This window comes from Psychrosphaera ytuae (assembly GCF_017638545.1).
In the GTDB taxonomy this organism is placed as follows: Bacteria; Pseudomonadota; Gammaproteobacteria; order Enterobacterales; family Alteromonadaceae; genus Psychrosphaera; species Psychrosphaera ytuae.
Genome location: NZ_CP072110.1, coordinates 2212130 through 2237221, shown reverse-complemented (window position 1 = coordinate 2237221; position 25092 = coordinate 2212130). Strand labels below are relative to the sequence as shown.

The window sequence follows — 25092 nt, the reverse complement described above, 5'->3', positions numbered from 1 at the left end:
TTTAAAATAGTGTTTAATCGTTATCGAATAGGTATCCAATACTGATACTCGTCATTCTCGCATCTCTGTCGTTGCGCGTGTGTTCGGCCCGGAAAAACCAATCTTCTGATATATTCCACTGAGCACCAATACCCAATCTCAATTGGGTCGATTCGACTTGACGATGGTGCTCAGGCAGATTTGCTGTCGTATCTATGAAGCCAGCACCGGCTTTCACATAGACGTTAAGCTCAGAACTTCGCTCCCACAGCCAATACCCTAGATCAACACCAAAGCCTTCATAAGATACTAATAGGTCCTGGCTGATACTTGGATTGCGACTATACAAACTTGCTTCACCAAAGTCGGTGTAGTTTAGCTCGGTAAACCATTGAGGCGAAAAGCTATAGCCGACAGTCAATCCATAAGCTAAATCACCGTTGTCATATACTCGCCAAATAGTGTCGTTTTGGTCAGGGTAAACAAAACCCTGACCCATTCCAAATGTCACATACCAACACCCTAACGAATCGTCCCTGTTATCTAAGCGGCGACAATCGTTTAGTTGCATTTGCCCCACATTATCGATACCTGATTCGGACTTTGCTGCCAAAGTAGTAGCAGGTGCGACCACTATTAGCGCAATGACTGAAAGTGCAATGACTTTTTGAAAAGGTATTGACACTCCCCTTTTACAAATTGCAAACATAGCCATCAGTAATACCATAAAGCTTGTCATAGAGCCGCTTCCTGTATAAGTCGATTCAACTTGTTTAAACGCTTGTAAACGGTCATTGATGCCATCTCCATTGAAGTCACCATTTTCCTCATTGTCCGGAATACCGTCGTTGTCTGCATCTACTTCTTTTGAGTCTAAAATGCCGTCACCATCAGAGTCGCGAGTTCCTTCTACTGCGTCTGAAATTCCATCTCCGTCACTATCTAGGTCTAAGTAATCAGGAATACCGTCACCATCAGTATCGCCATTGCCTTCGAGAACATCTTCAATGCCATCGTTGTCAGAGTCACTGTCATCAGAGTCCAATATGCCATCACCATCTGAATCGCCATTTCCTTCTGCACCATCTTCAATACCGTCACCATCACTGTCTGTATCTCGATAGTTTAATAATCCATCTCCGTCCGCGTCAGAGGTCTTTAACAGATCATCATCTACACCATCGCGGTTAACGTCACGGCCACCTGTGTAAGTGACGTCAATTGCATCGTCGATACCATCATTGTCTTCGTCACGATTTAGCAATGGAACAGCAGCCTGCTCTTCAGTATCTGACAAACCATCGTTATCGCTGTCAGTGTCCAAATAATCTGGTGTGCCGTCACCGTCCGTATCAACAATGGCATAAATGTCATCTACGCCATCTTTATCAAGATCTTGACCTCCTGTCGCATCTACATCGTAGGCATCATCGATACCGTCAAAGTCGCTGTCTAAGCCCGTAACAGGTGGACGGTCTGTCTCTATGTAGTCAGGAATACCATCGTTATCACTGTCGGCATCTCGGCTATCAATAACCGTGTCGCCATCACTGTCGGCATTACCTTCACGGATATCTGAGATGCCATCATTATCGTCATCGTTATCGATGGCATTGACCGCACCATCAAAGTCGACGTCATTATTACCACCAGCACCTCTAATAGTGATGTCACTATCCACAGTGTCTTCGATTCCGTCACCGTCTACATCAGATTCAAAGTCAATTTGACCATCGCCATCCGTATCAAAGGCCTGTTCTGGTGTATTAGCAATGTCGTAAATGCCATCACCGTCACTGTCTAAGTCTCTAAAGTCATAGATACCATCGTTGTCTGTATCTACAGGTTCAGTAACCAAAGGAGCACTTGCATTAGCAATACCATCATTGTTGGTATCCACCGAAGGTGCTTCTTCGGTATCTAATTGGCCATCGTTGTCTGAGTCCAAATCATGCATATCCAGGACGCCGTCCATATCGGTATCGACCATTACTGCATCTATGACTCCGTCGCTATTTGCATCCTCGCCACTGACAAAATCCGAATCATACGCATCATCTATTCCGTCGCCATCCGAATCTGTGTAGGCAACATTTGCTTCGATACCATCTACAATGCCGTCGTTATCGCTGTCAGGATCTCTAAAATCTGGCACACCGTCACCATCGACATCGGTTTTTATTACAGTAAGATCATCAATTCCGTCACCATCTGTGTCCAACCCTTCAGTAATCACAGCATCGAATGCATCATCAATTCCATTATTGTTGGTATCTACACCGCCTGTTTGGTCAACGTCATACCCGTCTAACACACCATCATTATCACTGTCTTGTTGTAACGCGAAGTACTCAACCGCATCAGGAACACCATCATTGTCAGAGTCTCTGTCTAAGAAATCGAACGTTCCATCGTTATCGCTTTGTATACCTGCGGCATCATCGTCGATACCATCGCCATTGGCGTCAGTACCACCTGTCGCGTCAACATCTAGGACATCGTCTAAGCCATCATTATCCGAGTCAATACCAGATAAACCATATTCTGCACGGTCAGCTAATCCATCATTATCTGAGTCGGCATCTAAGAAATTAGGAATGCCGTCACCATCAACATCGCTGTTACTGCTTGATGTTTCAATAATGTCAGGAATGCCATCCCCATCTTCATCTAATGATGTATCCAAATAGTTAGGCGTGCCATCACCATCGCTGTCGCCAGCAGTTTCTTCGAGATCAGGAATACCATCATTATCCGCATCGTTATCTAGATAATCTGGAATACCATCACCATCAAAGTCGCCAGCGCCCTCTAATGAGTCGTCAATTCCATCATTGTCTGAGTCATTGTCTAAATAATCTGGAATACCATCGCCATCAAAGTCACCAGCCCCCTCTAATGAGTCTTCGATACCATCGTTATCCGAATCGGTATCAAGGTAATCCGGAATACCATCACCATCGCTGTCGCCAGCAGTTTCTTCGAGATCAGGAATACCATCATTATCCGCATCGTTATCTAGATAATCTGGAATGCCATCACCATCAAAGTCGCCAGAGCCCTCTAATGAATCGTCAATTCCATCATTGTCTGAGTCATTGTCTAAATAATCTGGAATACCGTCACCATCAAAGTCACCAGCCCCCTCTAATGAGTCTTCGATACCATCGTTATCTGAATCGGTATCTATGTAGTCTGGGATACCGTCACCATCGCTGTCTGTATTAAGCTCTAGTGAATCCAAGATACCGTCGTTGTCAGAGTCAAGATCTTCGAAGTCACGAATACCATCACCGTCGGCATCACCAATTCCTTCTTGAGAATCTGGAATACCATCGTTGTCTGAGTCTGTATCTTCATAGTTAGCTAACCCGTCATTGTCGGTGTCAGTAGTGCCTTCTTCTAAGTCACTTAAACCATCGCCGTCAGTATCAATGTTGCTGTCTATATAATCAGGAACACCATCTTCGTCGCTGTCTGCAAAGGTAATGTTGTCATCTACACCATCATTGTTTGCATCAGTGCCCCCTGTGATATCGACGTCAAATGCATCATCAATTCCATCGCCGTCACTGTCGATACCAGTCGCCATTGCTTCTGTACCGTCAGGCACACCATCGCCGTCGCTATCTGAATCGCGATAGTCCGCTACACCATCTGTATCTGTTTGGGTATTACCTTCAATTGCATCTGGCAAACCATCACCATCTGCATCTCGATCTAAATAATCAGGCGCACCATCACCGTCAGTATCAACTGCTGTAAACGCATCGTCGATGCCATCTTGGTTTGCATCCGTTCCGCCTGTTTGGTCTACATCAACTGCGTCTGGAGTTCCGTCACCATCCGTATCCGTATAAGTCGGAGAATCACCAACACCAGCCTCAATACCATCTATTACACCGTCATTATCACTGTCGTTATCAAGATAATCCGGCGTGCCATCACCATCAAAGTCACGTTCGAAAGGTGATAAGGCGTCATCAATACCATCGCCATTAGCGTCTGCACCACCGGTTTGATCGACATCAAACGCATCGTCTATACCATCACCGTCAGTGTCGACACCACTGCTGCCCATTTCTATAACATCTGGCAAACCATCATTGTCACTATCGATGTCTTTGAAATCAGGGATGCCATCACCGTCTTGATCATTCAGTGCATTTGAAACATTGTCATCAATTCCATCGTTGTTAGCGTCAATACCTCCTGTCTGGTCTACATCAAACGCATCAAGAATACCGTCATTATCAGTGTCTATATTTGCGATTCCCGACTCCAAATTGTCTGGAATACCATCGTTGTCACTGTCTATATCTTGGTAATCCGGAGAGCCATCTAAATCGGATTCCTGGGCCAATACAGAATCATCGTATCCGTCTAGATTCACATCTGGACCACCGGTTTGGTCGACATCAAATGTGTTATCGATTAGATCTGTATCAGTATCGCTAAATACCGCACCTGACTCGTAGAAATCAGGAATACCATCACCATCACTGTCTAAATTTAGATAATCTAAGGCCGAACTCGAATCTGTATTGGTTGCCATCACAGTATCATCGACACCATCATTGTTGAGGTCTAAGCCCCCTGTTTGGTCAACGTCAATCGAATCTACGATTCCGTCGCCGTCAGTATCGAGTGTACTCGCACCACTTTCTTGTACGTCAGTGATATTGTCTCCGTCACTGTCTGTATCTAGATAGTCTGGCGTTCCATCACCGTCGGTATCAGTCGCATTAGTCGAAGGATCACCATCTAAATCTGTGTTCTTATCTTCAACTAACGTTGCAATACCGTCGTTGTCATCATCTGGGTCTAGTGCATCAATAACACCATCATTATCAGAGTCGACAGGGTTGTTACTATCAACCACCTCGACCGCGTCTGGGACACCATCACCATCAGAGTCTGGGTTGTTTGGGTCTGTGCCTAAAGCAAGCTCGACATTGTCCGTTAAGCCATCGTTATCAGAGTCATAACTGATCAAAACGCTATCGCCTAGATTAGGGTTAGCGAAGTTATCCACACTCGTGTTGTTAGCGACAGACACATCAACATTGCCGTTACCATCGGGTGTAACTTCAACTGTGTACTGCTGCGGAGTAACTGAAATAAAATTCGTTACTGCGCCGTTCACTACAACTATATCGCCTTGTGTAAATCCACTTACGTCTTCTGAGAAATTAAAAGTTAACGTAATCGGGTCCAACGTGGTGATATCAGTTGGCGCATTATCGATAGAAAGCGTTGGTGCAACTGTATCTTTGTTACCCGTTTGTTGAGCTGCATTACCTGTGTTACCCACCGCATCTGTTTGACTTGCGTTTGCCGCGATGACGTTTGCACCGTCAGATAACGCAGATACATCTGTTGACGCACTCCAGCTACCACCTGAACAAGCCACCGATTGACTACTTGGTGTTGCGCCAGCCACTGTCACTGTTACGTTTCCATCACCAGAAGAACAACTACCTGATAACGGGTAACTATTCGAATTCGCAATATTCGCGTTTGATAGAGAGTTAATGGTTACTACAGGTGCTGTTGCATCTTTATTAGCTTGTTGAGTCGTCGCGTTGCCTGTATTTGAGAACGAATCTGTTTGGCTCGCATTCACTGAAATAGCGTTCGTGTTATCCGCAATTGCAGACACATCAAAAGTCGCACTCCAATTTCCTGCGCTACAAGCTACGACCGTACTGGCCGGAGTTGCACCAGGAATACTGACGGTGACCGAGCCATCAGACGTTGTACAAGTGCCAGTAACTGTGTATGTGTTTTGATTTGCTTGAGTAGCAACAGGAGGTGTGTCTGTAGTTACTACAGGAGCAGCGGTATCTTTACTTGCTGTCTGCTGAGTTGCATTTCCTGTGTTATTCGCTGCATCCGTCTGAGCGGCATCGACTGCAATTGTGTTGGTTCCATCACTAACGCCCGACACATCAAATGTTGTACTCCAAGAGCCAGCACTACACGCCACCGATTTAGGACTACCTGGGGCACCAGGTAAGGTGACCGTAACGTTGCCATCTGCACTAGTACACGAACCAGATACAGGGTAAGTCGACTGATTAGAAGCGTTGGCTGCAGGTAGGGCATTAATAGTTACGAGGGGGCTCACTGTGTCTTTGTTTTCAGTGCCTCCAATCGCAGCTGAATTCCCGACACTGTCATCTTGACTGACATTAATTGAGATTTGGTTAGCACCATCCAAAATAGAAGATACATCAAAATTTGCGGTGTACATGCTCAGGTTACAAGCAACATCTTGAGTTGCTGGTGTAGCACCTGAAATCGCAACAGTCACTAACGTTCCGCCGCTTTCACACATACCAGTAACATCATAACTCGAGCTGTTTGTCGAATTTGCTGGATTTGGGCTATCTATTGTTAATGCCGGCGGAGTTATGTCTTTATTGGCTGTAACTTGTAAAGCGTTACCAACATTACCTTGAGCATCTGTCTGTGAAGCATCTACTTCAATAGCGTTAGGGCCATCGTCAATTGAAGTCACGTCAAATGACGTCGACCAGGTTCCATTCGACTTACAAGTAACGGTACTAGAAATATTAGCCGGAGAGCCATCTTGATCAGAGACCAATACCGTAACATCACCATCACCAACCGTGCATGAACCCGTGACTGCAAATGCTGTTAAATTCCCATTAGGTGTTGTCACATCTGTGACCGGATCAATAACAACATCCGGAGGTGTCACATCCCCCGCGCCAGAAATCACAAATTTGTAATCTTCAACCTCACCAGATGCAACACTTCCAGTTGGCGTACTGGTCGTTAAACCGTCCCCATCATTTGCAATTCGGATCCGCGCGTACGTGTCACCAATTTGAGTGTTTACTGGTATCGAGCTCCAAGTAACCGTAATATCCTGCTGATATGTACCCGAAGGAACAGCAACTGAAGTTTCTTCTCCTGACTCAAAAATACCGTCGCGGTCAAAATCAATCCAAGCGACTATAGTCGAGTTTGAGCCGTTAATACTTGTGGCATTTACAACGATTGAATAAGAAGAATCGGTATCCACTAACTGAGGAAACGTATCAACGCCATCATCAACATCGTCCGTTGCTGTACCAGGGCTATCTTCGACTCCGTCACCATAACCATCAGTGTCACCCGTTGGCATCAAACCTATATAGACACCTTCTTTGATAGTGTGATTGGCGCCTGAAGAAGCAACCAACGTTTGATAGCTATCTGGCGCATCACCATAATCACCACCAGGCTCTGAGCGCAAACTTTTCGCTCTAAAAAAAGCCCATGAGTCAAATTGACCGTCCCCATCGTCAACCACACCCACGGCAACATTAGCCGGCTGACCTGGCACAACAGAAGCACGGCAAGTCACTCGCTTTGTAAAGCCATCCATCTGCGTTTGAAAAGAGACGCCATCACTAAAGTCGTTACTAATATACAAATCTGGGTTAGAAGACGCCCCATTCCCAGGTGTGAATTCACTGCTTCGGTTTACTGAGTCAATACTAAAAGCTTGCCCGTCAGGAGTTAACGCACAATCAACAAAAGGGTTGGGCCCCGTAGTATCGTCGTCGACCCTGATTTTTAATTTGTCGTTAAATCCAGAATATACGTACTCGTTATATTCGTCCGACCCAAATACGAAATCTAATATTAAGGTGTCAAAAGTAGGATTAACTTGAAACGTAAGTTTGGCGATATCAAAACCGGACTCATTGAGGTCGTTATCTGTTACAGCACCCCCACCTTGATTGAGGGTGGTTAAGTTGTCGCTAGCATTGTTACCAACAACACCTTCCACATCACCGGTACTCAAGATCACACCGTTATTGAAGCTCTCGACACCATTAGGGTCAAATAAAAAGTCAAAATTTCTAAACAAACCTATTTGAACGTCATTTCCAGAAAAGACAATGTTTGAAATGACCAAGTCTGACCCACTAATTTCGTTAATAATATCTGTGGTAGTTACAGTGACATTGTCTTTTTTACTGACACTTTCACCATTAGCACCGGTTGTTTCTGCGTTTAGACCAATAGATGCACTTAGCAGTACAGTTGATATCACTAATGACAGGTTCGAAAATTGAAACGTAGCTGACGGCCGCATCGACATAAAAGCATTACCTCTGAAAAATTGAGCGCAGTTTCGTCCATAAATCGGCAGATTAAATGTGGTTCAGATTAGTAGAGCCTAGTAGACAAATAAGAGTCTGCAAAGAGGTAATATTGAAATCTTACGGGATGGATTAGAAGACATAAAAAGGCTAGGGAATTCCCTAGTCTTTTCTCATAAATTTACTGATTAACAAACCTGCCCAGCGGCCCAGCCACTCGCCCATGCCCACTGGAAGTTATAACCTCCTAGCCAGCCGGTGACATCGAGTACTTCGCCGACAAAGTACAAGCCATTGATGTTTTTGCACATCATGGTTTTGGATGAGATGGCGTCTGTATCTACACCACCTAGAGTTACTTCTGCAGTTCGGTAACCTTCCGTGCCGTTTGGTTTTATCTGCCAACTGTGAAGCACTGCTACGACGCTATCTAACTCTTTGTGTTGAAGTTGTTTGATTGGTTTGTCGACAAGGTTTTCCATGGACATCAAAAGCTCAACAAAGCGTTTAGGCAGCCAAGTAGAAAGAGTGTTTTTAAGGCTCTGGTTTGGATTTGATTGTCTGACTGACTCTAATTCAGCTGCGAGGTCGATGTTAGGTAATAAGTCGATACTCATCGCTTCGCCTGGATTCCAATAATTGGAAATCTGTAAAATCGACGGACCTGACAACCCTCGATGAGTGATCAACATATCTGCGCCAAACACAGTGCCGTCATTGGCTTCAATACGCACAGGTAAACTGATCCCAGACAACTCTGACAGCGCTTCTTTTTGTTCTTGATGCAAAGTTACCGGAACTAATCCAGCGCGAGTCGGTAATACTTTAAGGCCAAACTGCTCCGCCACTTGATAACCAAACGGTGTTGCGCCTAATTTGGGCATCGACAGTCCACCAGTTGCAATGACTAAGCTTTGACATTGGTATACATGACTTGGTGTTGTCACTGTGTATTGAGTTATCGTGCCCTGCTCATCTTTTATCGCTTCAATGGCGGTGATCTCTGTGCGCAGGCGGATTTTTGCGTTGGCCGCTTCGCATTCGGACATCAATATACGAACAATTTCCTTGGCGCTGTCGTCACAAAACAACTGACCAAAATCACGCTCGTGATAGGCCACTTGGTACTTACCTATCAAACCCAAAAAATCCCATTGGGTATAACGAGATAACGCCGACTTCACAAAGTGGGGATTACTACATAGGTAATTATTGGGCTCAACATCCATATTAGTAAAATTACAGCGACCACCCCCAGAGATCAGGATTTTTTTGCCTGCTTGTTTGGCGTGATCTAATACCAATACATCTCGACCTCGATACCCTGCTTGCGCGGCACACATAAGACCGGCTGCACCAGCACCAATAATAATGACGTCGTGATTATGAGTTGAAGTAGTAGGCATAGTTTCTCGATTCTGTTATTGCGTTTTATAGGGTTTGAGCAGGCCAAAATAAGGCGCTATTTTCCTTTATCCGTGCAATCAGTACAACAATAAAACAGCTTTTGATGAAGCGGTTTGTAATGCTTCTACCCATAACAAGTAACTTAGCAACAAAAGTAGACCAAAAAACAACCATCAATAGTAGTTTTAATACCGGCTAAAGTGTAGAATCTGCTCTCTTTTTGTGACATTGGACGTTATCTTTCAATTTTTATAACTAATTATTAAGGTCTGCTTGCGCTACATGAAACAATGTCTAATTACCCTTTTGTCCGTTTCAACTGTTATTTTAACTCTCTTCGTTCCTGCTGCTGAAGCGCGCGTTGATGAGTATGGCGATTATGAATTGGAGCCATTGTTTAAAGACAAAGTGTGGGACATGTCGGCAGAACTGGGTATTTTACTGACCTCAGGTAACACAGACTCAAGCTCGTTCATTGCCAAATTAGACGCTAAACACGAGTGGGAAAAGTGGCGTTTTCAATACAACTTTAATGCTCTGTATAAAAAAGACGAACAATACGACGAAGATGTGCAAGCAGAAGTGCTTCAAACCACTGCTGAGCAATACATTTTTAAAGCCCAAACTGATTTTGAAATAACCGAAACCGACGCTGTGTTTGGCTTCTTAAGTCACACAGACGACCGCTTTGCCTCATACGTAACCTATTCAACGATAGTTGCGGGTTATAGCTTTAGGGCGATTAACGAAGAAAAGCGAGTGTTGGATTTCAATATAGGTCCGGGTTATGCCAAAGGCCGTACTTCCGAAGATGAAAACGAACAAGGTGTGATTATTCGTGGCTCGGCGGCGTTTAATTGGGAAATCACCGACTACGCTCGATTTGTTCAAAACGTATCGGTCGAAACCGCAGGATTTAACACCCGTACAATCGCAGAGTCATCATTTACCACTCAGGTAAGTGGCTCAATGCAAATGAAAGTCGGCTTTAAAGCTATCCACGATACGCAAGTCGATGACGAGCAAGAAAAGCTTTCAACTGAAACATCTTTGACATTGGTTATGATCATTTAACGCACTCCTTGCGCTAGTGACCTCAACACCTATGCTGTAGTCAAATAAAAGTAAAAAAGATACAAACTTTAACGATCACAATTTTAAGGGAGTGACCATGAAATCTATCTTTAAACTAAGCGCATTAAGCCTAGCGCTACTAAGCACTTCTGTATTCGCGGACGATGCAGCAGAAGAAAACGACGAGCTAGATGTGAGCGCTGAAGTAGGTGTTCTAATCACAACAGGTAACACGGAATCGTCTTCGTATTACGGCAATTTAACGGTTGAACAAAACCTGTTTCAATGGAAAAACAAGTACACCTTAGATTTCTTGATGAAAGAAAACGAAACAGAAAACGCAGCAGGCGAAACGGTAACTCAAAAAACCGATGATCGTTATACTTTAAGCGCACAAGGTGACTATAAACTAGGTGAAAACTCTGCCGTTTTCATTTTTGGTAGTTATACAGACGATGAATTTGGTGCGTACGCAAAATACACTACTATCGCCGCAGGTTACAGCTTCCGTGCGTTAGACCGTGAAGACATGTTCCTAGACATCAACGTTGGTCCAGGTTATTCACGCGGTGAAGACCAAGACGGTGATACAGACTCAGGTGTTGTTGGTCGATTCTCTGGTGCATATCAATGGAAGTTTTCTAATTCAGCTAAATTCATCCAAAACGTTAGCATTGAGTACGCAGAGTTCAACACTCGTACCATTACAGAAACAGCAGTTCGCGCGACACTAACTGACATGATGAAAATGAAAGTTGGTTTCAAAACTATCTCTAACTCTGACGTTGACGAAGGTCTTGAGAAGACAGATACAGAAACCGCAGTAACCTTAGTTGTTAACTTCTAAAGTATAAGGCGAGTTATCGAGGTGCTTTGAGCGCCAAATGATAATCCGACACATCTACTTTGCACGGTGAGTAACCAATAAACTCACCATCTGCTTCTAATTCGAGGCCTTCCGTTTCTATTTGCGCGAAGGCCTCTTTATTTAACGTCTCTGTAAATATGTCCGGGGACGACATATGCGAGCCAGCCACCAGTTTACCAATCAACTTAAATTTATTAATGAGTGGCATCTGACCTGCAGAAATCACATCCAAGCGAGCACTCGATGCATCGGCCATAGGTGCAATGGGCAAACCACCGCCAAAGTATTTGGAATTACAAAATGCGGTGAGTAAATTGCGAAATTCGCGTTTAGTGTGTGATGATTTGTAGGTGCACTCAGGCTCTTCGTAAAATGGAATATATTTAATCGCAGACCACAGATAACTCAAACTTCTAAACGGTGTTTTTTTGTGTTCGAGCTCTTTCGAAATCATCGCGTCAAAACCAGCCCCCATCACATTGTGAAAAAGCCGAGTCGACTGAACCATTTCACACTCACCCAAATGTAAGGTTTGGCAGTGATTATCTAACAGTACGTCAATTATCTCATCGATATTCATATCTTTGCCATACCAAGCACGCGCAAAGTCATTCCCTGTGCCAGAAGGCAGCAAGCCAACTCTAAATGGTAGTGTCTTTGATTTGATATCAAATGGTAAGCTGTTGATCGCTATATTAAAGGTGCCATCACCACCGACCACGATGAGGTCCGTAACGCCCTCGAGTCGAGTTTTTAAAACTGCGCCATTGGCTGCCAAACCTTGCTCGGTCGCATACAAAAACCATTCGTCTCCCGTTGCTTTGATCGCATCGAGTAACTTCTTTAAACGCACTTTTCTTAAACGCTGAGGCGTCGGATTAAATACTACTAAAAACCGTCTTTGACTTTTACTGCTGGAAACCGCTGACATATCAATGACCTTCCAAAGTCTTATAATTATTATTGTAGGAATAGCCTAAACGCTTTTTGTTCTAACTCATAGTAAAAAAACATATAACTCCGGTCTGACCTCCAAGCCTTTATAAACGGGGGCCTTCCGCCCAATATAACTTTTTGGAATAAATCGAAATCAATAGGCTGTTTATTGTTTTGTTTGTTCGTTTCTAAAATCATTTACTCGGTTTAAAAGAAAGAACAATACCAATGAGCCCAACACAACTTGTACAACAACTTAATGCGACTGCCTCTCCGCTATCTGCTGAGCAAATTACACAGCTCAATCAGCTCGTCGCACAACTCAACCCGATTCAACAGGCTTGGGTAAGTGGCTATCTTGCCGCGGCAAGCCAAGCACAACCTTTCAGCTCTGACTCTGCATCAAGTCAGCCAGCTGTGGCCGCTAAATTATTGATATTAGTGGGCTCACAAACAGGTAATGCACGTGGAGTCGCGACTCAATTAGAACAACAAGCGTCGCAACAGGGTCTCGCAGTCGAGCTAGTAAATATGGCCGACTACAAAGGCAAAGACCTCAAAAAAGAACAGTTTGTTACTATCATCGTCAGTACTCACGGTGAAGGTGATGCCCCAGACGACGCGGTGACGTTACACAAGTTTTTGCATGGCAAAAAAGCGCCTAAGCTGGACGGCTTAAAGTACTCAGTGTTTGCGCTTGGTGACAGCAGTTATGAGTTCTTCTGTAAAACCGGCCATGACTTTGATCAGCAATTAGCGCAATTAGGCGCGACACGTTTAGCACCTGTTGTTGAAGCAGACGTCGATTTTGATCAAGCGGCAAATGACTATATACACTCTACTATTGAGCAATTTGGTAAAGCACTCAAAGAAATCAACGGCTCTTCTAACCTACCGGCTAATGATCTAGGCAATGTTGTACCAATTCAATCAGCATCATCGGCTTTTGATCGCAATCACCCGTTTGCCGCTCCGGTTTTGGCAAATCAAAAGATCACGGCTCGTGGTAGCCAGAAGCACATTCGTCATATCGAGTTGTCGTTAGAAGATAGCGGTATTTCATACCGACCGGGTGATGCTTTGGGCGTTTGGTTTGATAACGACCCAGCGTTAGTTGCAGAAATCATTGTAACCCTTAACTTGCAAGCAGAAGAGCAAGTTGAATGGCAAGGAAGTAACTACTCACTTTCCACACTATTATCGACTCACCTAGAGCTGACTTTGTTACACCCTAACTTTGTTAAACATTACGCTGCCTTACTTGAGTCACAAGGTGTCGTCTATGACGCGCTATCGACTGTATTAGAAGACAAAACAGCTCTGCGCCAATACTGTGCGCAGCGTCAGTTATTGGATGTATTGTTAGAATTTCCACAAGGCTCTGCTGAGGTCACAGCTAGCCAATTAGTCGCGGGTCTACAGAAACTCACACCGCGACTTTATTCTATTGCTAGTAGCCAAGCAGAAGTTGAAGACGAAGTTCATTTAACCGTTGCCGTCGTTGAATACGAAAGTGACGTTGCAAGTCACCAGCACAGCCAAACTCGAACAGGCGGCGCATCGGGCTTTTTAGCTTATCGCGCCGAAGATGCCGAAACGGTTAACGTTTATGTTCAATCGAATAATAATTTCCGCCTGCCAGCGGATACTTCTACACCAGTGATCATGATAGGTCCAGGAACAGGTATAGCGCCATTCAGAGCCTTTTTACAAGAGCGTGAAGCACAAGATGCAAACGGCGAAAACTGGCTGTTCTTTGGTAACCCGCACTTTACCACTGATTTCTTATATCAAGCCGAATTGATCAAGTACCGAGACTCAGGCCTATTGACGCGCTTTGATGTGGCTTTTTCTCGTGATCAGGCTGACAAAATCTACGTTCAAGACCGCATAAAAGAGCAAGGCAAAGCCATCTTTGAATGGTTAGAAAAAGGCGCACACCTATACATTTGTGGTGACGCAGAGCGCATGGCGAAAGACGTCCAACAAGCCTTACTTGATGTCATTCAAGACCAAGCAGGTATCGACGCAGATGCCGCTCAAGATTATTTAGAAAACCTTCGTGAAAGCCAACGATTCCAAAAGGATGTTTATTAATGAGCCAAGACAACCCTAAAAAACTAGCCGTCAACGAAGGCATCAAAACAAAAAGTAATTACCTGCGCGGAACAATTAGCGAAGGCCTACAAGATAAAATCACTGGTGCACTTGCTGAAGACGACACACAACTAACCAAGTTTCATGGTTTTTATCAGCAGGATGACCGCGATGTTCGTGACGAGCGCCGTGAGCAAAAGCTAGAACCACTGTACTCTTTCATGTTGCGAGCACGCGTACCGGGCGGTGTTGCAACTGCCGAGCAATGGCTTGCCATCGACAAAATGGCCGAGCAGTACACCTTGTACGGCTCTTTGCGTTTGACCACGCGCCAAACGTTCCAATATCACGGTATGTTAAAGCCCAACATCAAAAACGTGATCAGTGGCTTAAATGACATTGGTCTTGATTCATTGGCGGCGTGTGGTGACGTAAACCGTAATATTTTGTGTAACACCAATCCGGTTGAGTCTTATATTCATCAAGAGGTGTATGAGACCGCAAAGGCTATTTCTGAGCATTTGTTGCCAAAAACTCGTGCATACGCAGAGATCTGGTTGGATGGTGAAAAGCTAGACATAGGTGAAGAAGAGCAAGAGCCAATTTACGGCCCGACCTATTTACCTCGTAAGTTTAAAGCCGCTGTGGCGATTCCTCCGCACAATGACGTAGATGTATATACAAATGATTTGGGTCTGATCGCCATTGTCGAAGGCGAAGGCAAAGACGCCAAACTACTTGGCTTTAACGTCGTGGTCGGCGGTGGCATGGGCTCGACGCACGGCGATGTCACAACCTATCCACGACTGGCTACAGACTTAGGCTTTGTCAGTAAAGAAGACGCGATTTTAGTCTCAGAAGGTGTTGTTAAAGCACAGCGAGACTTGGGTAACCGTGAAAGCCGCAAACACGCCCGCTTGAAGTACACCATAGATACAGTTGGTATCGACGCATTCCGTGATGCGGTTGTTGCTCATACCGGCGTTGCGCTATCAGAGCCAAAACCAGTGACATTTGACCTGCAAGGCGATCGTTTGGGTTGGACCAAAGGTGTTGATAACAACTGGCACCTAACTTTGTTCATCGAAAACGGCCGCATTATCGACACCGACGAACGCCAACTTAAAACGGGTCTTCGCGAGATTGCCAAAGTCCACAAAGGCGACTTCCGCATGACCGCCAACCAAAACATCATCATTGCCAACGTCCCTGAAGACGAAAAGGTCATGATTGAAGGCCTGACCAAACAATACGGTTTACACAGAACCCTAGACGAGGGTGGCGTTAGCCCGATTCGCGGTAATTCAATGGCGTGTGTTGCCTTACCAACTTGTGCCCTAGCTATGGCTGAATCAGAGCGTTATTTGCCTGAGCTTATCGACAAACTCGATGAATTAGCGATTAAACACGGCATCGCCGAGCAAGATATTGTATTGCGTATGACGGGTTGTCCTAATGGCTGTGCTCGACCGTTTGCCGCTGAAATCGCGTTTGTCGGTAAAGGTCCGGGCAAATACAACTTCTACTTAGGGGCTGATGGTTTGGGTACCCGTCTCAACAAAATGTACCGCGAAAACATTGGTGAAGCTGAAATCTTAGCCGAGCTAGACAGCTTGTTTGGTCGCTACGCGAGCGAACGTGAACAAGGTGAACGCTTTGGTGACTTTGTCGTCAGAGCAGGGATCATCAAAGCAACGGTCGAAGGCAAAGACTTTCACGCAGCATAACGCCTAGGTGTATTTTAATCAGAAGGACAACAAAATGACGGTACAAGCAACTTCATCAGTGCAAACTAGCCCTAATCAAGTGCTGTCAAATAGCAGTACTCGGGTACAACAATTAACAGTAGAAGAAATTGCTGAGGTAAATCAATCTCTTGCTGCTCTGTCTGCGGAAGAACGCGTCGAATGGACACTAGCCAACCTTGCGCCTGAGTTTATGTTGTCCTCTAGCTTCGGCATTCAAGCCGCGGTTATGTTGCACTTAGTGACTCGTGTTCAACCGGATATTCCTGTGGTGTTAACGGATACAGGTTATTTGTTTCCTGAAACTTATCAATTTATCGATGAGTTAACCGAGCGTTTGGACCTTAACTTGAAAATCTATCGCTCTGAGTTAACCCCTGCATGGCAGGAAGCAAAATTTGGTCAACTGTGGACCCAAGGCGAAGCAGGGATCAAACAATACAACCAAATGAACAAGGTTGAACCAATGCGTCGCGCCATCAAAGAACTGGGTGTTCAAACTTGGTTCAGTGGTATTCGACAAGGTCAATCTTCAACCCGTGCTGACAAAGCGGTGACCGAGTTAAGTTATTTAGCAGGTCAAGATCACCCAGTACTCAAAGTTCATCCAATTTTGGAGTGGACCAACAAAGATGTCTTTGAATATCTCAAAAAACACGACCTTCCTTATCACCCTTTGTGGGAACAAGGGTATGTGTCCGTGGGTGACGTGCAAACAACACGTAAACTCGAAGCAGGTATGACCGAAGAAGAGACTCGTTTCTTTGGTTTAACCCGAGAATGTGGCCTTCACGAAAACGGCGGAGGAATTTAATATGTTGTCATTCCCGATCTTTGTAAAACTTCAAGGCAAACCTGTGTTAGTCGTAGGTGGTGGCGAAGTAGGTTTTCGAAAAATCCAATCGATGCGCCAAGCAGGTGCTCGCGTGACGGTGGTTGCGCCGTATATCTGTGATCAAGTTCGGGAAATGGCTGACAATGCACCTTCAGACATATTACTCATTGAAGCAGAGTACAATGCAGGTCACATTGTTGATCATGTATTAGTCATTGCGGCTACAGATGTCCTAGAGGTCAACGCAAAGGTCAAGCAACACGCGGAAGCCATGGGGATATGGGTTAATGTCGTAGACGAGCCTGAGCTATGTGGCTTTACATTTCCAGCAATCATCGACCGTTCTCCTATGACCATTGCTATTTCGTCTAACGGCAAAGCACCGGTTTTGGCGAGGCTATGGAAAGAACAACTCGAACGTCAATTTCCAAAATGGACTGCCAAGCTGGCACAACAAGCCGGAGCCTTTAGGGACAAGGTCAAATCAGGCATTTCGACCTTTCAATCTCGTCGCCATTTTTGGGAAACCATCTTTAGAGGTCCAGCAACACAGTATGCAGCCCAAAACGATTGGGATGGCGTCCAAAACGCACTAGAGACGACGTTTGCTAAGTACACTCAAAACGACCAAACGTCAGCACCAAAAGGTCACGTGTATCTTGTCGGTGGTGGCCCTGGCGATCCAGAATTATTGACCATTAAAGCGTTGCAAACCATGCAAATGGCCGATGTCATTGTTTACGACTATTTGATTTCTGAGCCTATTTTGGCGTTATGCCGAAAAGACGCTCAGATGATCTCGGTGGGTAAAAAAGCCGGCAATCACACCTTGCCTCAAAACCAAATCAATCAGCTGTTGGTCGACTTAGCGCAAGAAGGCAAAGTGGTGTGTCGCTTGAAAGGGGGCGATCCGTATATTTATGGACGTGGCGGTGAAGAAGCTCAGTTACTTGCCAAAAACGGCATTCCGTATAAGGTCATTCCAGGTATAACAGCAGCAGCAGCATGTTCTGCATCATCAGGTATTCCGCTGACGCACAGAGATTATGCTCAGTCTTTACAGTTTATCACCGGTCATTGCAAAAGCTCGGACGCAGTCGCTTCTGCTGACACCAACGGACCACATTGGCCTTCTTTGGCGGTATCTAATCAGACATTAGTGGTGTACATGGGCGTTATCCGCAGTGCAACCATCAAAGACAACCTAATCGAACATGGCCGCGCACCTGACACGCCTGTCGCCATCATTGAAAAAGGCACCCGACCAGACCAGCGCGTCGTCATTGGTCAGTTGCATGAGCTAGATGAGTTAGCCGTAAAGCACAAAATAGGCTCGCCGGCGTTAATCATCATAGGTGAAGTGGTTAAGCTGCATTCCGAACTGCAGCTAACCGAACTAGTCGAGCAAGCAGAGCCTTTTACTCAGGCGGCGTAATCACAAAGTCGGACAAGGTGTTGTTTGTTAAATCCAACACCTTGATGGCTTGATTGTTGGTATCCGCAATAAACACGTTGTTTTTCCAAAGGGCGATTCCACCCGGTTCATTGAGTTGATCTGCGGTCACATCGATGGTGTCGACACGACGTTTTTTCATATCAACGGTTTTGAGTTTGTGATTGTAGGTATCAGCAATAATCAAGGTACTGTCATTTACGGCGACGACCCCCAATGTGTGCTGTAACAATGCCTTTTTGAAAAAACCATCCACATCACCAAAATCAAACAGGCCCTTGCCAACAACAGTATCAACCATGCCACCTTTTAAATCGATAACGCGTATCGCAGAGGCTTCTGAGTCAGCGACATAAAGCTTCTTGCCTTGTATATACAAGCCAGAAGGCTGATTAAACGCAGACGAGGATAAAGTACCATCGGTTAACTGCTCTCGGCCACTACCCGCAAATTCCATTAGGCGGTTTTTGGTTAGGTCCATTTTCCATATCTGATGTGTACCCGCCATCGCTATGTAAAGCTGGTCGTCTTGCAGTGCTAACGCCCATGGCGAACGCAGGTCAGTTTTGAGCGGGTTCGGTCTGACTACATAGCTGCGTCCTAGTTGCCCTGTACCAGCTAGGGTCAAAACCGTTTTAGTGTCTAAGTTAATTTGGCGAATCGTATGGTTGCCTGTATCGGCCACCAACAAAGTGTCTTTGTCTTTAAATATGACGCCTTGAGGCTGATAAAAACTAGCAGTCTCAAAATTACCATCCACCCATTTTGGCTTACCATTACCAATTTCAAAGCGCACTTTACCCGCGTGGTCGGTCACCACTATACGATGATGTAACGAGTCTGCAATAACAACATAATCATCATTTACGGCTATTTTACCGGGTGCTTTTAAGTAGCCATCAGGCATGGTCTCTAACTTAACCGGTAGTGGCGTTTCGTTAAGCTTTCCAGTGTATCGTTCAAGGAGTAATTCGGTAGCTCGTTTGAGTTGCTGGTATTTGCCCTCGCCCGATAATTGCCCTGCATATTTGCCATCAGGGCCAAACACCACAAACGTAGGCCAAGCTCTAACTCCATATTCACGCCACAACTTAAAGTCTATGTCGTTAGCAACTGGGTGTTTAATCTCGTAACGAGCTATGATGTTGCGAAGTGTGATGGGATTTTTTTCATTTTCGAACTTAGGAGAATGAACGGAAATCACAGCGAGTTTGTCGCCAAATTCCTCTTCTAACCGATGTAAATCAGGAAGAACATGCACGCAGTTAACACAGCCATAGGTCCAAAAATCCAGAATGACGACTTTACCTGCAATGTCTTTATCAGTTAAGTCGCGACTGACGTTAAACCAATCAAGGGAATCGTGGAAAGTTAAATCACTAGCAAGAGACTTATTGGCATAAACAGAGCCGATTAAGCTCAGTATGACGACAACAAACACAGCAGACTTCGAAACGCCACGAAACATAGGCAACTCCTGTTAAAATCAGATAATTTTATGGTGTGTACGAAGTAGACCGTCGTAACTGATCAAAAGTTGCAGCCAAAAAAGCCACTATTCAATCTAACTAGCCTTTTGGTTCGATTTCTAAAACAAATTCATTGAGTCGAATGATGGATGGCCCACGCTGGCGATCATTGATTTTGGATTTGTCACCTATCTCTACGGTGGTACCTGCATATAAGGTGTGATGAACTACGACACTGAGTGCGTCTAGGTAATCACGGCGACGCTGAATAAGCTTTTTACGCTGTTCTTGTAAACGACCGACGATTTTTTCGAGTTTGAGTAACTTTGCTTTGTACTCCGCTTTCTGAGCGTCACTCATTAGCATTTTGCCTTTTTCTTTGAGCGCCTCTAAGTCTTCGTTGTAAGGTTGGATTTTGGCCCACATTGCGTCTTCTTTTTGACGGAAAATTTTGTACGTTCTATTCAGCGACACATGTGTATCCGCACCTGCAGGTGCACCTAAATGACCGACCTCCAAGTGTTTGCTCAACATCAGAGTGCCACCAATTAACTTGCCATTAGGGGTAGTGCCTTGTCCGACTTTTAATGATGCCGCAATGATATTGCAGTGGGATAATTGTTTGTGTGCAAACACATCACGCTTCGCACGAATATCAATTTGGTTAGCAAAGGCGATATTGATTCTATACCCTGACTCTAACAAGCAGTTGTATTGGCGGCCCTCGACTTCAGGCTCGAGTAACTTACCTGACGCCCCACCCATAATTGTAATTTCGCCCTGACAACGTATCAGTGCAGACTCAACAAAACCACCAACGACAACGTCACCCGTTGCGATGATCTTCATTTCAGGCGAAACATCACCCGAAATAATGACAGAGCCATTAAATTTAACATGGCCTTGTTTAGGGGTAAGCTCTGGAAGCGAATAGACATTGTCCACTTCCATTCGATTTTCAATGACTCGAGCAAGGCCTTCTCGCTTGGCTAACAACACATCTGGGTTATTAGGATCAATAACTGTACCTTGGGTTTCCTCCAAAATAAGATCTTTACCCGGTGTAGGCGGCAATTCTTCGCCGAGTACATTCATGCCGGGTACACCTTCTGTCAGAGGAAATTTTTGGAATATCTGCTGGCCCGGTTTTACCGTATCAATGTCACCTAAGTCTCTTAAGTCAACTTTGCCGCCTTCTTTTTCAGTAGGCGCCCGCAGCTTTTCCGAGAACAACTCAACAAGCGGCTTAAAATAAGCATTTTTGCCATCTTTTGGCTCTTTGCCAAAGGCAATTCGGGCTTCAAATACTTCGCCTGGCGACGCATCAAAGGTTTTTTCTAATAACCCTTCTACCCTAGAACGCTTAATACCAAAGCGGACACCTGCCTTACGACATGCTTCTTTTACATCATCCACGGACGGTTGTTCGCCACCAAACGCAGATTCGAGATGAAGTTTGGCGGACATTTTATCTTTATCAACAATAACTTTGAGTTTGGCATCTCGGTATTCAGCGATGCGATGGCCAAATCGAGTGTCGCCATCTGGTAAGGAAGCTGGATCTTTTTCAGCTAGTTCAATGAATTCATTGCCTTTTTCGATAAAGCTCGACAATTCTTCAAAAATTAAAAACGCACTACTAAACTCGGACGCCTTAAAGGCTTCCGAAACGTCTTTTTCATCAAGTAAGGGCACTGGCTCTTTACAGTCTATTGCGGCGTAAATATCTGCCCCTTCCTTAGAAAATGTCAATGCGATCAAATTACTTCCTTAAAACCAAACTCAAAAATGAGGTTCCGATTGCGTAAATTATTGTAACCAAGTTTCGTGCCCAAATGCATATTTGATTACAATTTTAATGAGGATTTTTTAAACAAATTGTTCAATACTGAACCTTACACTTTATAACCGACGCAAAACAAGGATGGAAAGCCATGATTTTTAAATCAATTAAAGTCAGTTTGGTATTAGCTTGTTTGTTTACAGCCTATGCCAATGGCCACGCCGATCACGGTAAAGCGAGATATGTCGCTCCTGACGGTAAAGACCAGGGGAACTGTGACAACATTGAACAACCCTGCTTAACAATAGGTTTCGCCGCGGGCCTATCCAATAAAGGAGATGTTGTTAAAGTTGCCAAAGGCAGCTACACCATAAGCGATATTGCGGATGTATTTTATCTTACAAATGACCTAATTGAGGTACGAGGCGGGTATGACAAGTTAAGTGGATTCAAATCTGCAAAACCAAAGCAAAATGAAGTGTTTATAAGTGGCGTGCCCAAGGAATTTCACGCCCAATTTATTCAAAAAGGCTTTACTCCAATTTTAGATGCCAAAGCCCTAAGCACAGAAGCGCGACAAACCCTCAACAAAAAACTCGCAAGTGTCAAAGCACTAAACGAATCGCAAACTGAAGTGACGTGCCAAAACGGTCAAGCCGGAGAGTTTGCGTGTAGTAACATGGACTTAGTCGCTCATATTCCGTTAACACAAATGGCTGGCAAACCTGATTCGGCTAATGATATCTGGGGCCATGTGGACCTCAATACGGGTAAAGAATACGCAATTATTGGCGTATTAAATGGAGTGGCAATTTTTGACATTTCAACGCCGTCGGCCCCCGTTGAAGTCAGTTTTATCACAGCTCCCAATGCAGGCTGGCGCGACATCAAAGTCTACCAGTACTTTTCAACAGCAGAAAACTTATGGAAAGCATACGCGTATTCATCTGCGGATGGCTCAAGTCAAGGTATGGCCATCATTGATTTGAGCTTTTTACCAGAAGCCAGACTCGTAAGAAGAGATTCGATTATTGGCAGTCAGCACAATATTTATATTTCCAATGTCGATTACTCTACTGGTGTTGCCATCAATGATGACAGTGCAAGACTTCACAGTCTCGGTGCCACAAAATACGGTGGCGGACACAACAGTTTTGATTTAATCAACCCAGAAAAACCAACGGCTGCTTATATTCCGACCGATAATACCCGAGCAGACTATACTCACGATGGTGCATCAATGATGGTCGAAGACCAACGAGCCGTCACTCAGTGTGAGCAAGCAGGTGGCCGGTGTGACGTCTTTTTAGATTTTAATGAAAATGAAATGCGCTTGTGGGATCAGACGGTCCCGAGTAATACCAAAGAATTGGGCTCGATCAGCTACCAAGGTGCTCAATATACGCACTCAGGTTGGTATACAGAAGACAAAAACTACGTTTATTTGCATGACGAGCTCGACGAAGTTCGCAACGGCAACAATACCACTGTGTACGTATTTGATGTCCAAGATCTAACTGCTCCAACCGAAGTGGGTAAATGGGTCGGTCCGACAACTTCTATTGATCACAATGGTTACGTGCGCGGAAATCGCTATTACATGTCTAATTACGAACGTGGTATCACTGTACTCGACATTTCAAATCCGGCCAACCCGGTTACCGTTGGCTATTTTGATACTTTTCCGGTTGGCGACAGACCTCGTTTTAATGGCGCCTGGGGTGTATATCCGTTTTTGCCGAGTGGCTTGATTTTAGCGAGTGATATCAACTCTGGCTTGTACATTTTGCGCGACAATACTCGAGACGTTCCACAGGGTAAAATAGAACTTAGCCCGCTGACTCAGGAAGTCGAAGAAGGCACTGCGGCCACATTTACCATTAGTCGCATTGACGGCAGTACCGGTGCTGTTTCAATTCAATACGAAACCCTACACCAGTCTGCAACAGGTGACGATTACACTAGTTCGACAGGCACTGTAAGCTGGGCCGATGGCGATACATCGAGTAAAGAGATAGTGATCAATACCACGCTTGATACCCTTGATGACGAAGGGACAGAGCAATTTATTGTTCGTTTGACCAATGTTCAAGGTGGTGCAACACTCAGTACCCAGAGATCAGTCACCGCTCAAATTGCAGGTACTGGCAAAAATGGTACAGTGCAATTTAGTCAAGCTGAGTTAACTGTCTATGAAAACGTTGATTTTGACAACGGCAGTAAAGTCTTTGAATTAGAAGTATTGCGTCGATTTGGCGCCGAAGGCCCGGTAGAAGTATCAGTCGCCTTTGACGAGAGCTCAGACAGCAGTGCTTTAGCAGACGCAGAGATCTTAACTCCAACCATTTCGTGGGCGGATGGAGACTCAGAGAGCAAATTTGTTCAACTAAAAATTAACGACGATGACGAAACCGAAAGTGTAGAGACACTAGTATTAAAGTTCGAAACCGTCACGCCTGACAATGTCAACGCAGCATCTACAACCTCAATTCAGATCATCGATGATGAGAGTAATCAAGCTCCTATTGTCACCCTGAGTTCGGTGTCTTTTGATCGTCAATATCAACTTACTCTGAGCAGCTTCGCGACTATTACCGATGATTCGGCCGAACTTAGCTACCTTTGGGAAGTGGATTCACAAGGTAAAAACATCACCATCAATAACCCAAATGAGCTTGATGCGACCATTAGTGCAGGCGAAGCTGGAGAGTTTCCAGTGACTTTAACGGTCACCGATATATTTGGCGCACAAGGCTCTGCCACTGCGACCTTTATCGTTGAAGGACAAAGCGTGCCACCTATGGGTCCGCCACCGGTTGAGACACAATCGAACAGTAGCTCAGGCTCAATGCCATACCACCCAATCACCTTGCTACTCGCGTTGGGGTTATTGGCAATAAAACGCCGAAAAAATTGATTAATCATTGGTCAATTAATGACTTGAAGCAAAAACAAGGAGTGACAAGTAATTTAACATTGCTTATACTCCTTGCCGCTTCTTATAAGTGCCCCTATAGCTCAGTTGGTTAGAGCACCCGACTCATAATCGGTAGGTCCCTAGTTCAAGTCTAGGTGGGGGCACCATTTTTAAAGACTCTCCTAGCAAGTATCCACGAACATTTTTATATTTTGCCTTGTTATAAAAAATCCGAAGCACAACCTTTAGTTTGTACAAACATTCCTGTCCTGTACCCCCCATATTTAATTCATAAATTAGCTACAACATGGTGCTTATTTTTCCAAGAAGAATGACCACGGAGGATTATTCACCAAGAAAAATGGAAAAGATTAACTCACTCTAGTTAAGTAACATAAACAAAGTG

Annotated in this window: 12 protein-coding genes and 1 tRNA gene; 8 read left to right on the top strand and 5 right to left on the bottom strand. The window is 44.7% G+C overall.

Features of this window, described 5'->3' with window-relative positions:
* Positions 1-13 precede the first annotated feature (13 nt).
* Both J1N51_RS10025 and J1N51_RS10020 read right to left on the bottom strand, forming a co-directional pair.
* Positions 14-8101, bottom strand: a complete 8088-nt coding sequence (locus J1N51_RS10025) for a choice-of-anchor L domain-containing protein (RefSeq protein WP_208830940.1) — start codon at positions 8099-8101, stop codon at positions 14-16.
* Between the two features lie 189 nt (positions 8102-8290).
* Positions 8291-9508, bottom strand: a complete 1218-nt coding sequence (locus J1N51_RS10020; protein ID WP_208830938.1) for a BaiN/RdsA family NAD(P)/FAD-dependent oxidoreductase — start codon at positions 9506-9508, stop codon at positions 8291-8293.
* Between the two features lie 283 nt (positions 9509-9791).
* Here J1N51_RS10020 and J1N51_RS10015 point away from each other — a divergent pair, with 283 nt between their 5' ends.
* Complete coding sequence (locus J1N51_RS10015; protein WP_208830936.1) at positions 9792-10583, top strand: DUF481 domain-containing protein; 792 nt, start codon at positions 9792-9794, stop codon at positions 10581-10583.
* A gap of 97 nt (positions 10584-10680) precedes the next feature.
* Positions 10681-11430, top strand: a complete 750-nt coding sequence (locus J1N51_RS10010; protein WP_208830934.1) for a DUF481 domain-containing protein — start codon at positions 10681-10683, stop codon at positions 11428-11430.
* A 13-nt stretch (positions 11431-11443) separates the two neighbouring features.
* On the opposite strand, the gene J1N51_RS10005 is transcribed toward J1N51_RS10010, so the two are convergent.
* Entirely contained in the window at positions 11444-12382 is a 939-nt protein-coding gene (locus J1N51_RS10005) for a diacylglycerol/lipid kinase family protein (protein WP_208830932.1), read from the bottom strand.
* Positions 12383-12615: 233 nt separating this feature from the next.
* Between J1N51_RS10005 and J1N51_RS10000 the strand changes: the two genes are divergently transcribed.
* Genes J1N51_RS10000 through cysG form a run of 4 tightly spaced genes read left to right on the top strand, consistent with a single transcriptional unit; the run spans position 12616 to position 18499 of the window.
* On the top strand, positions 12616-14484 hold the full coding sequence (locus J1N51_RS10000; RefSeq protein ID WP_208830930.1) for an assimilatory sulfite reductase (NADPH) flavoprotein subunit: 1869 nt from the start codon (positions 12616-12618) through the stop codon (positions 14482-14484).
* Positions 14484-16211, top strand: a complete 1728-nt coding sequence (gene cysI / locus J1N51_RS09995) for an assimilatory sulfite reductase (NADPH) hemoprotein subunit (protein WP_208830928.1) — start codon at positions 14484-14486, stop codon at positions 16209-16211. Before J1N51_RS10000 ends, cysI begins: the two co-directional genes overlap by 1 nt.
* A 34-nt stretch (positions 16212-16245) precedes the next feature.
* Entirely contained in the window at positions 16246-17043 is a 798-nt protein-coding gene (locus J1N51_RS09990; protein WP_208830926.1) for a phosphoadenylyl-sulfate reductase, read from the top strand.
* 1 nt (position 17044) lies between these two features.
* On the top strand, positions 17045-18499 hold the full coding sequence (gene cysG, locus J1N51_RS09985; protein WP_208830924.1) for a siroheme synthase CysG: 1455 nt from the start codon (positions 17045-17047) through the stop codon (positions 18497-18499).
* On the opposite strand, the gene J1N51_RS09980 is transcribed toward cysG, so the two are convergent.
* On the bottom strand, positions 18483-19985 hold the full coding sequence (locus tag J1N51_RS09980; RefSeq protein ID WP_208830922.1) for a thioredoxin-like domain-containing protein: 1503 nt from the start codon (positions 19983-19985) through the stop codon (positions 18483-18485). The genes cysG and J1N51_RS09980 overlap by 17 nt on opposite strands.
* Positions 19986-20085: 100 nt before the next feature.
* Positions 20086-21747, bottom strand: coding sequence for a DUF342 domain-containing protein (locus J1N51_RS09975; RefSeq protein WP_208830920.1), 1662 nt, complete (start codon positions 21745-21747; stop codon positions 20086-20088).
* A gap of 173 nt (positions 21748-21920) precedes the next feature.
* On the opposite strand from J1N51_RS09975, the gene J1N51_RS09970 reads away from it, so the two are divergent.
* On the top strand, positions 21921-24686 hold the full coding sequence (locus J1N51_RS09970; protein WP_208830917.1) for a choice-of-anchor B family protein: 2766 nt from the start codon (positions 21921-21923) through the stop codon (positions 24684-24686).
* A 90-nt stretch (positions 24687-24776) separates the two neighbouring features.
* Positions 24777-24853 (top strand) — tRNA-Ile (locus J1N51_RS09965).
* Positions 24854-25092: the final 239 nt, after the last annotated feature.

Excerpts from the sequence above, each read along its gene's own strand:
- J1N51_RS09970 (WP_208830917.1), top strand. The coding sequence starts at position 21,921 with ATGATTTTTAAATCAATTAAAGTCAGTTTGGTATTAGCTTGTTTGTTT.
- J1N51_RS09980 (WP_208830922.1), bottom strand. The coding sequence starts at position 19,985 with ATGTTTCGTGGCGTTTCGAAGTCTGCTGTGTTTGTTGTCGTCATACTG.
- cysI (WP_208830928.1), top strand. The coding sequence starts at position 14,484 with ATGAGCCAAGACAACCCTAAAAAACTAGCCGTCAACGAAGGCATCAAA.
- J1N51_RS10025 (WP_208830940.1), bottom strand. The coding sequence starts at position 8,101 with ATGTCGATGCGGCCGTCAGCTACGTTTCAATTTTCGAACCTGTCATTA.
- J1N51_RS10015 (WP_208830936.1), top strand. The coding sequence starts at position 9,792 with ATGAAACAATGTCTAATTACCCTTTTGTCCGTTTCAACTGTTATTTTA.
- J1N51_RS10010 (WP_208830934.1), top strand. The coding sequence starts at position 10,681 with ATGAAATCTATCTTTAAACTAAGCGCATTAAGCCTAGCGCTACTAAGC.
- J1N51_RS10000 (WP_208830930.1), top strand. The coding sequence starts at position 12,616 with ATGAGCCCAACACAACTTGTACAACAACTTAATGCGACTGCCTCTCCG.
- cysG (WP_208830924.1), top strand. The coding sequence starts at position 17,045 with ATGTTGTCATTCCCGATCTTTGTAAAACTTCAAGGCAAACCTGTGTTA.
- J1N51_RS10020 (WP_208830938.1), bottom strand. The coding sequence starts at position 9,508 with ATGCCTACTACTTCAACTCATAATCACGACGTCATTATTATTGGTGCT.
- J1N51_RS09990 (WP_208830926.1), top strand. The coding sequence starts at position 16,246 with ATGACGGTACAAGCAACTTCATCAGTGCAAACTAGCCCTAATCAAGTG.
- J1N51_RS10005 (WP_208830932.1), bottom strand. The coding sequence starts at position 12,382 with ATGTCAGCGGTTTCCAGCAGTAAAAGTCAAAGACGGTTTTTAGTAGTA.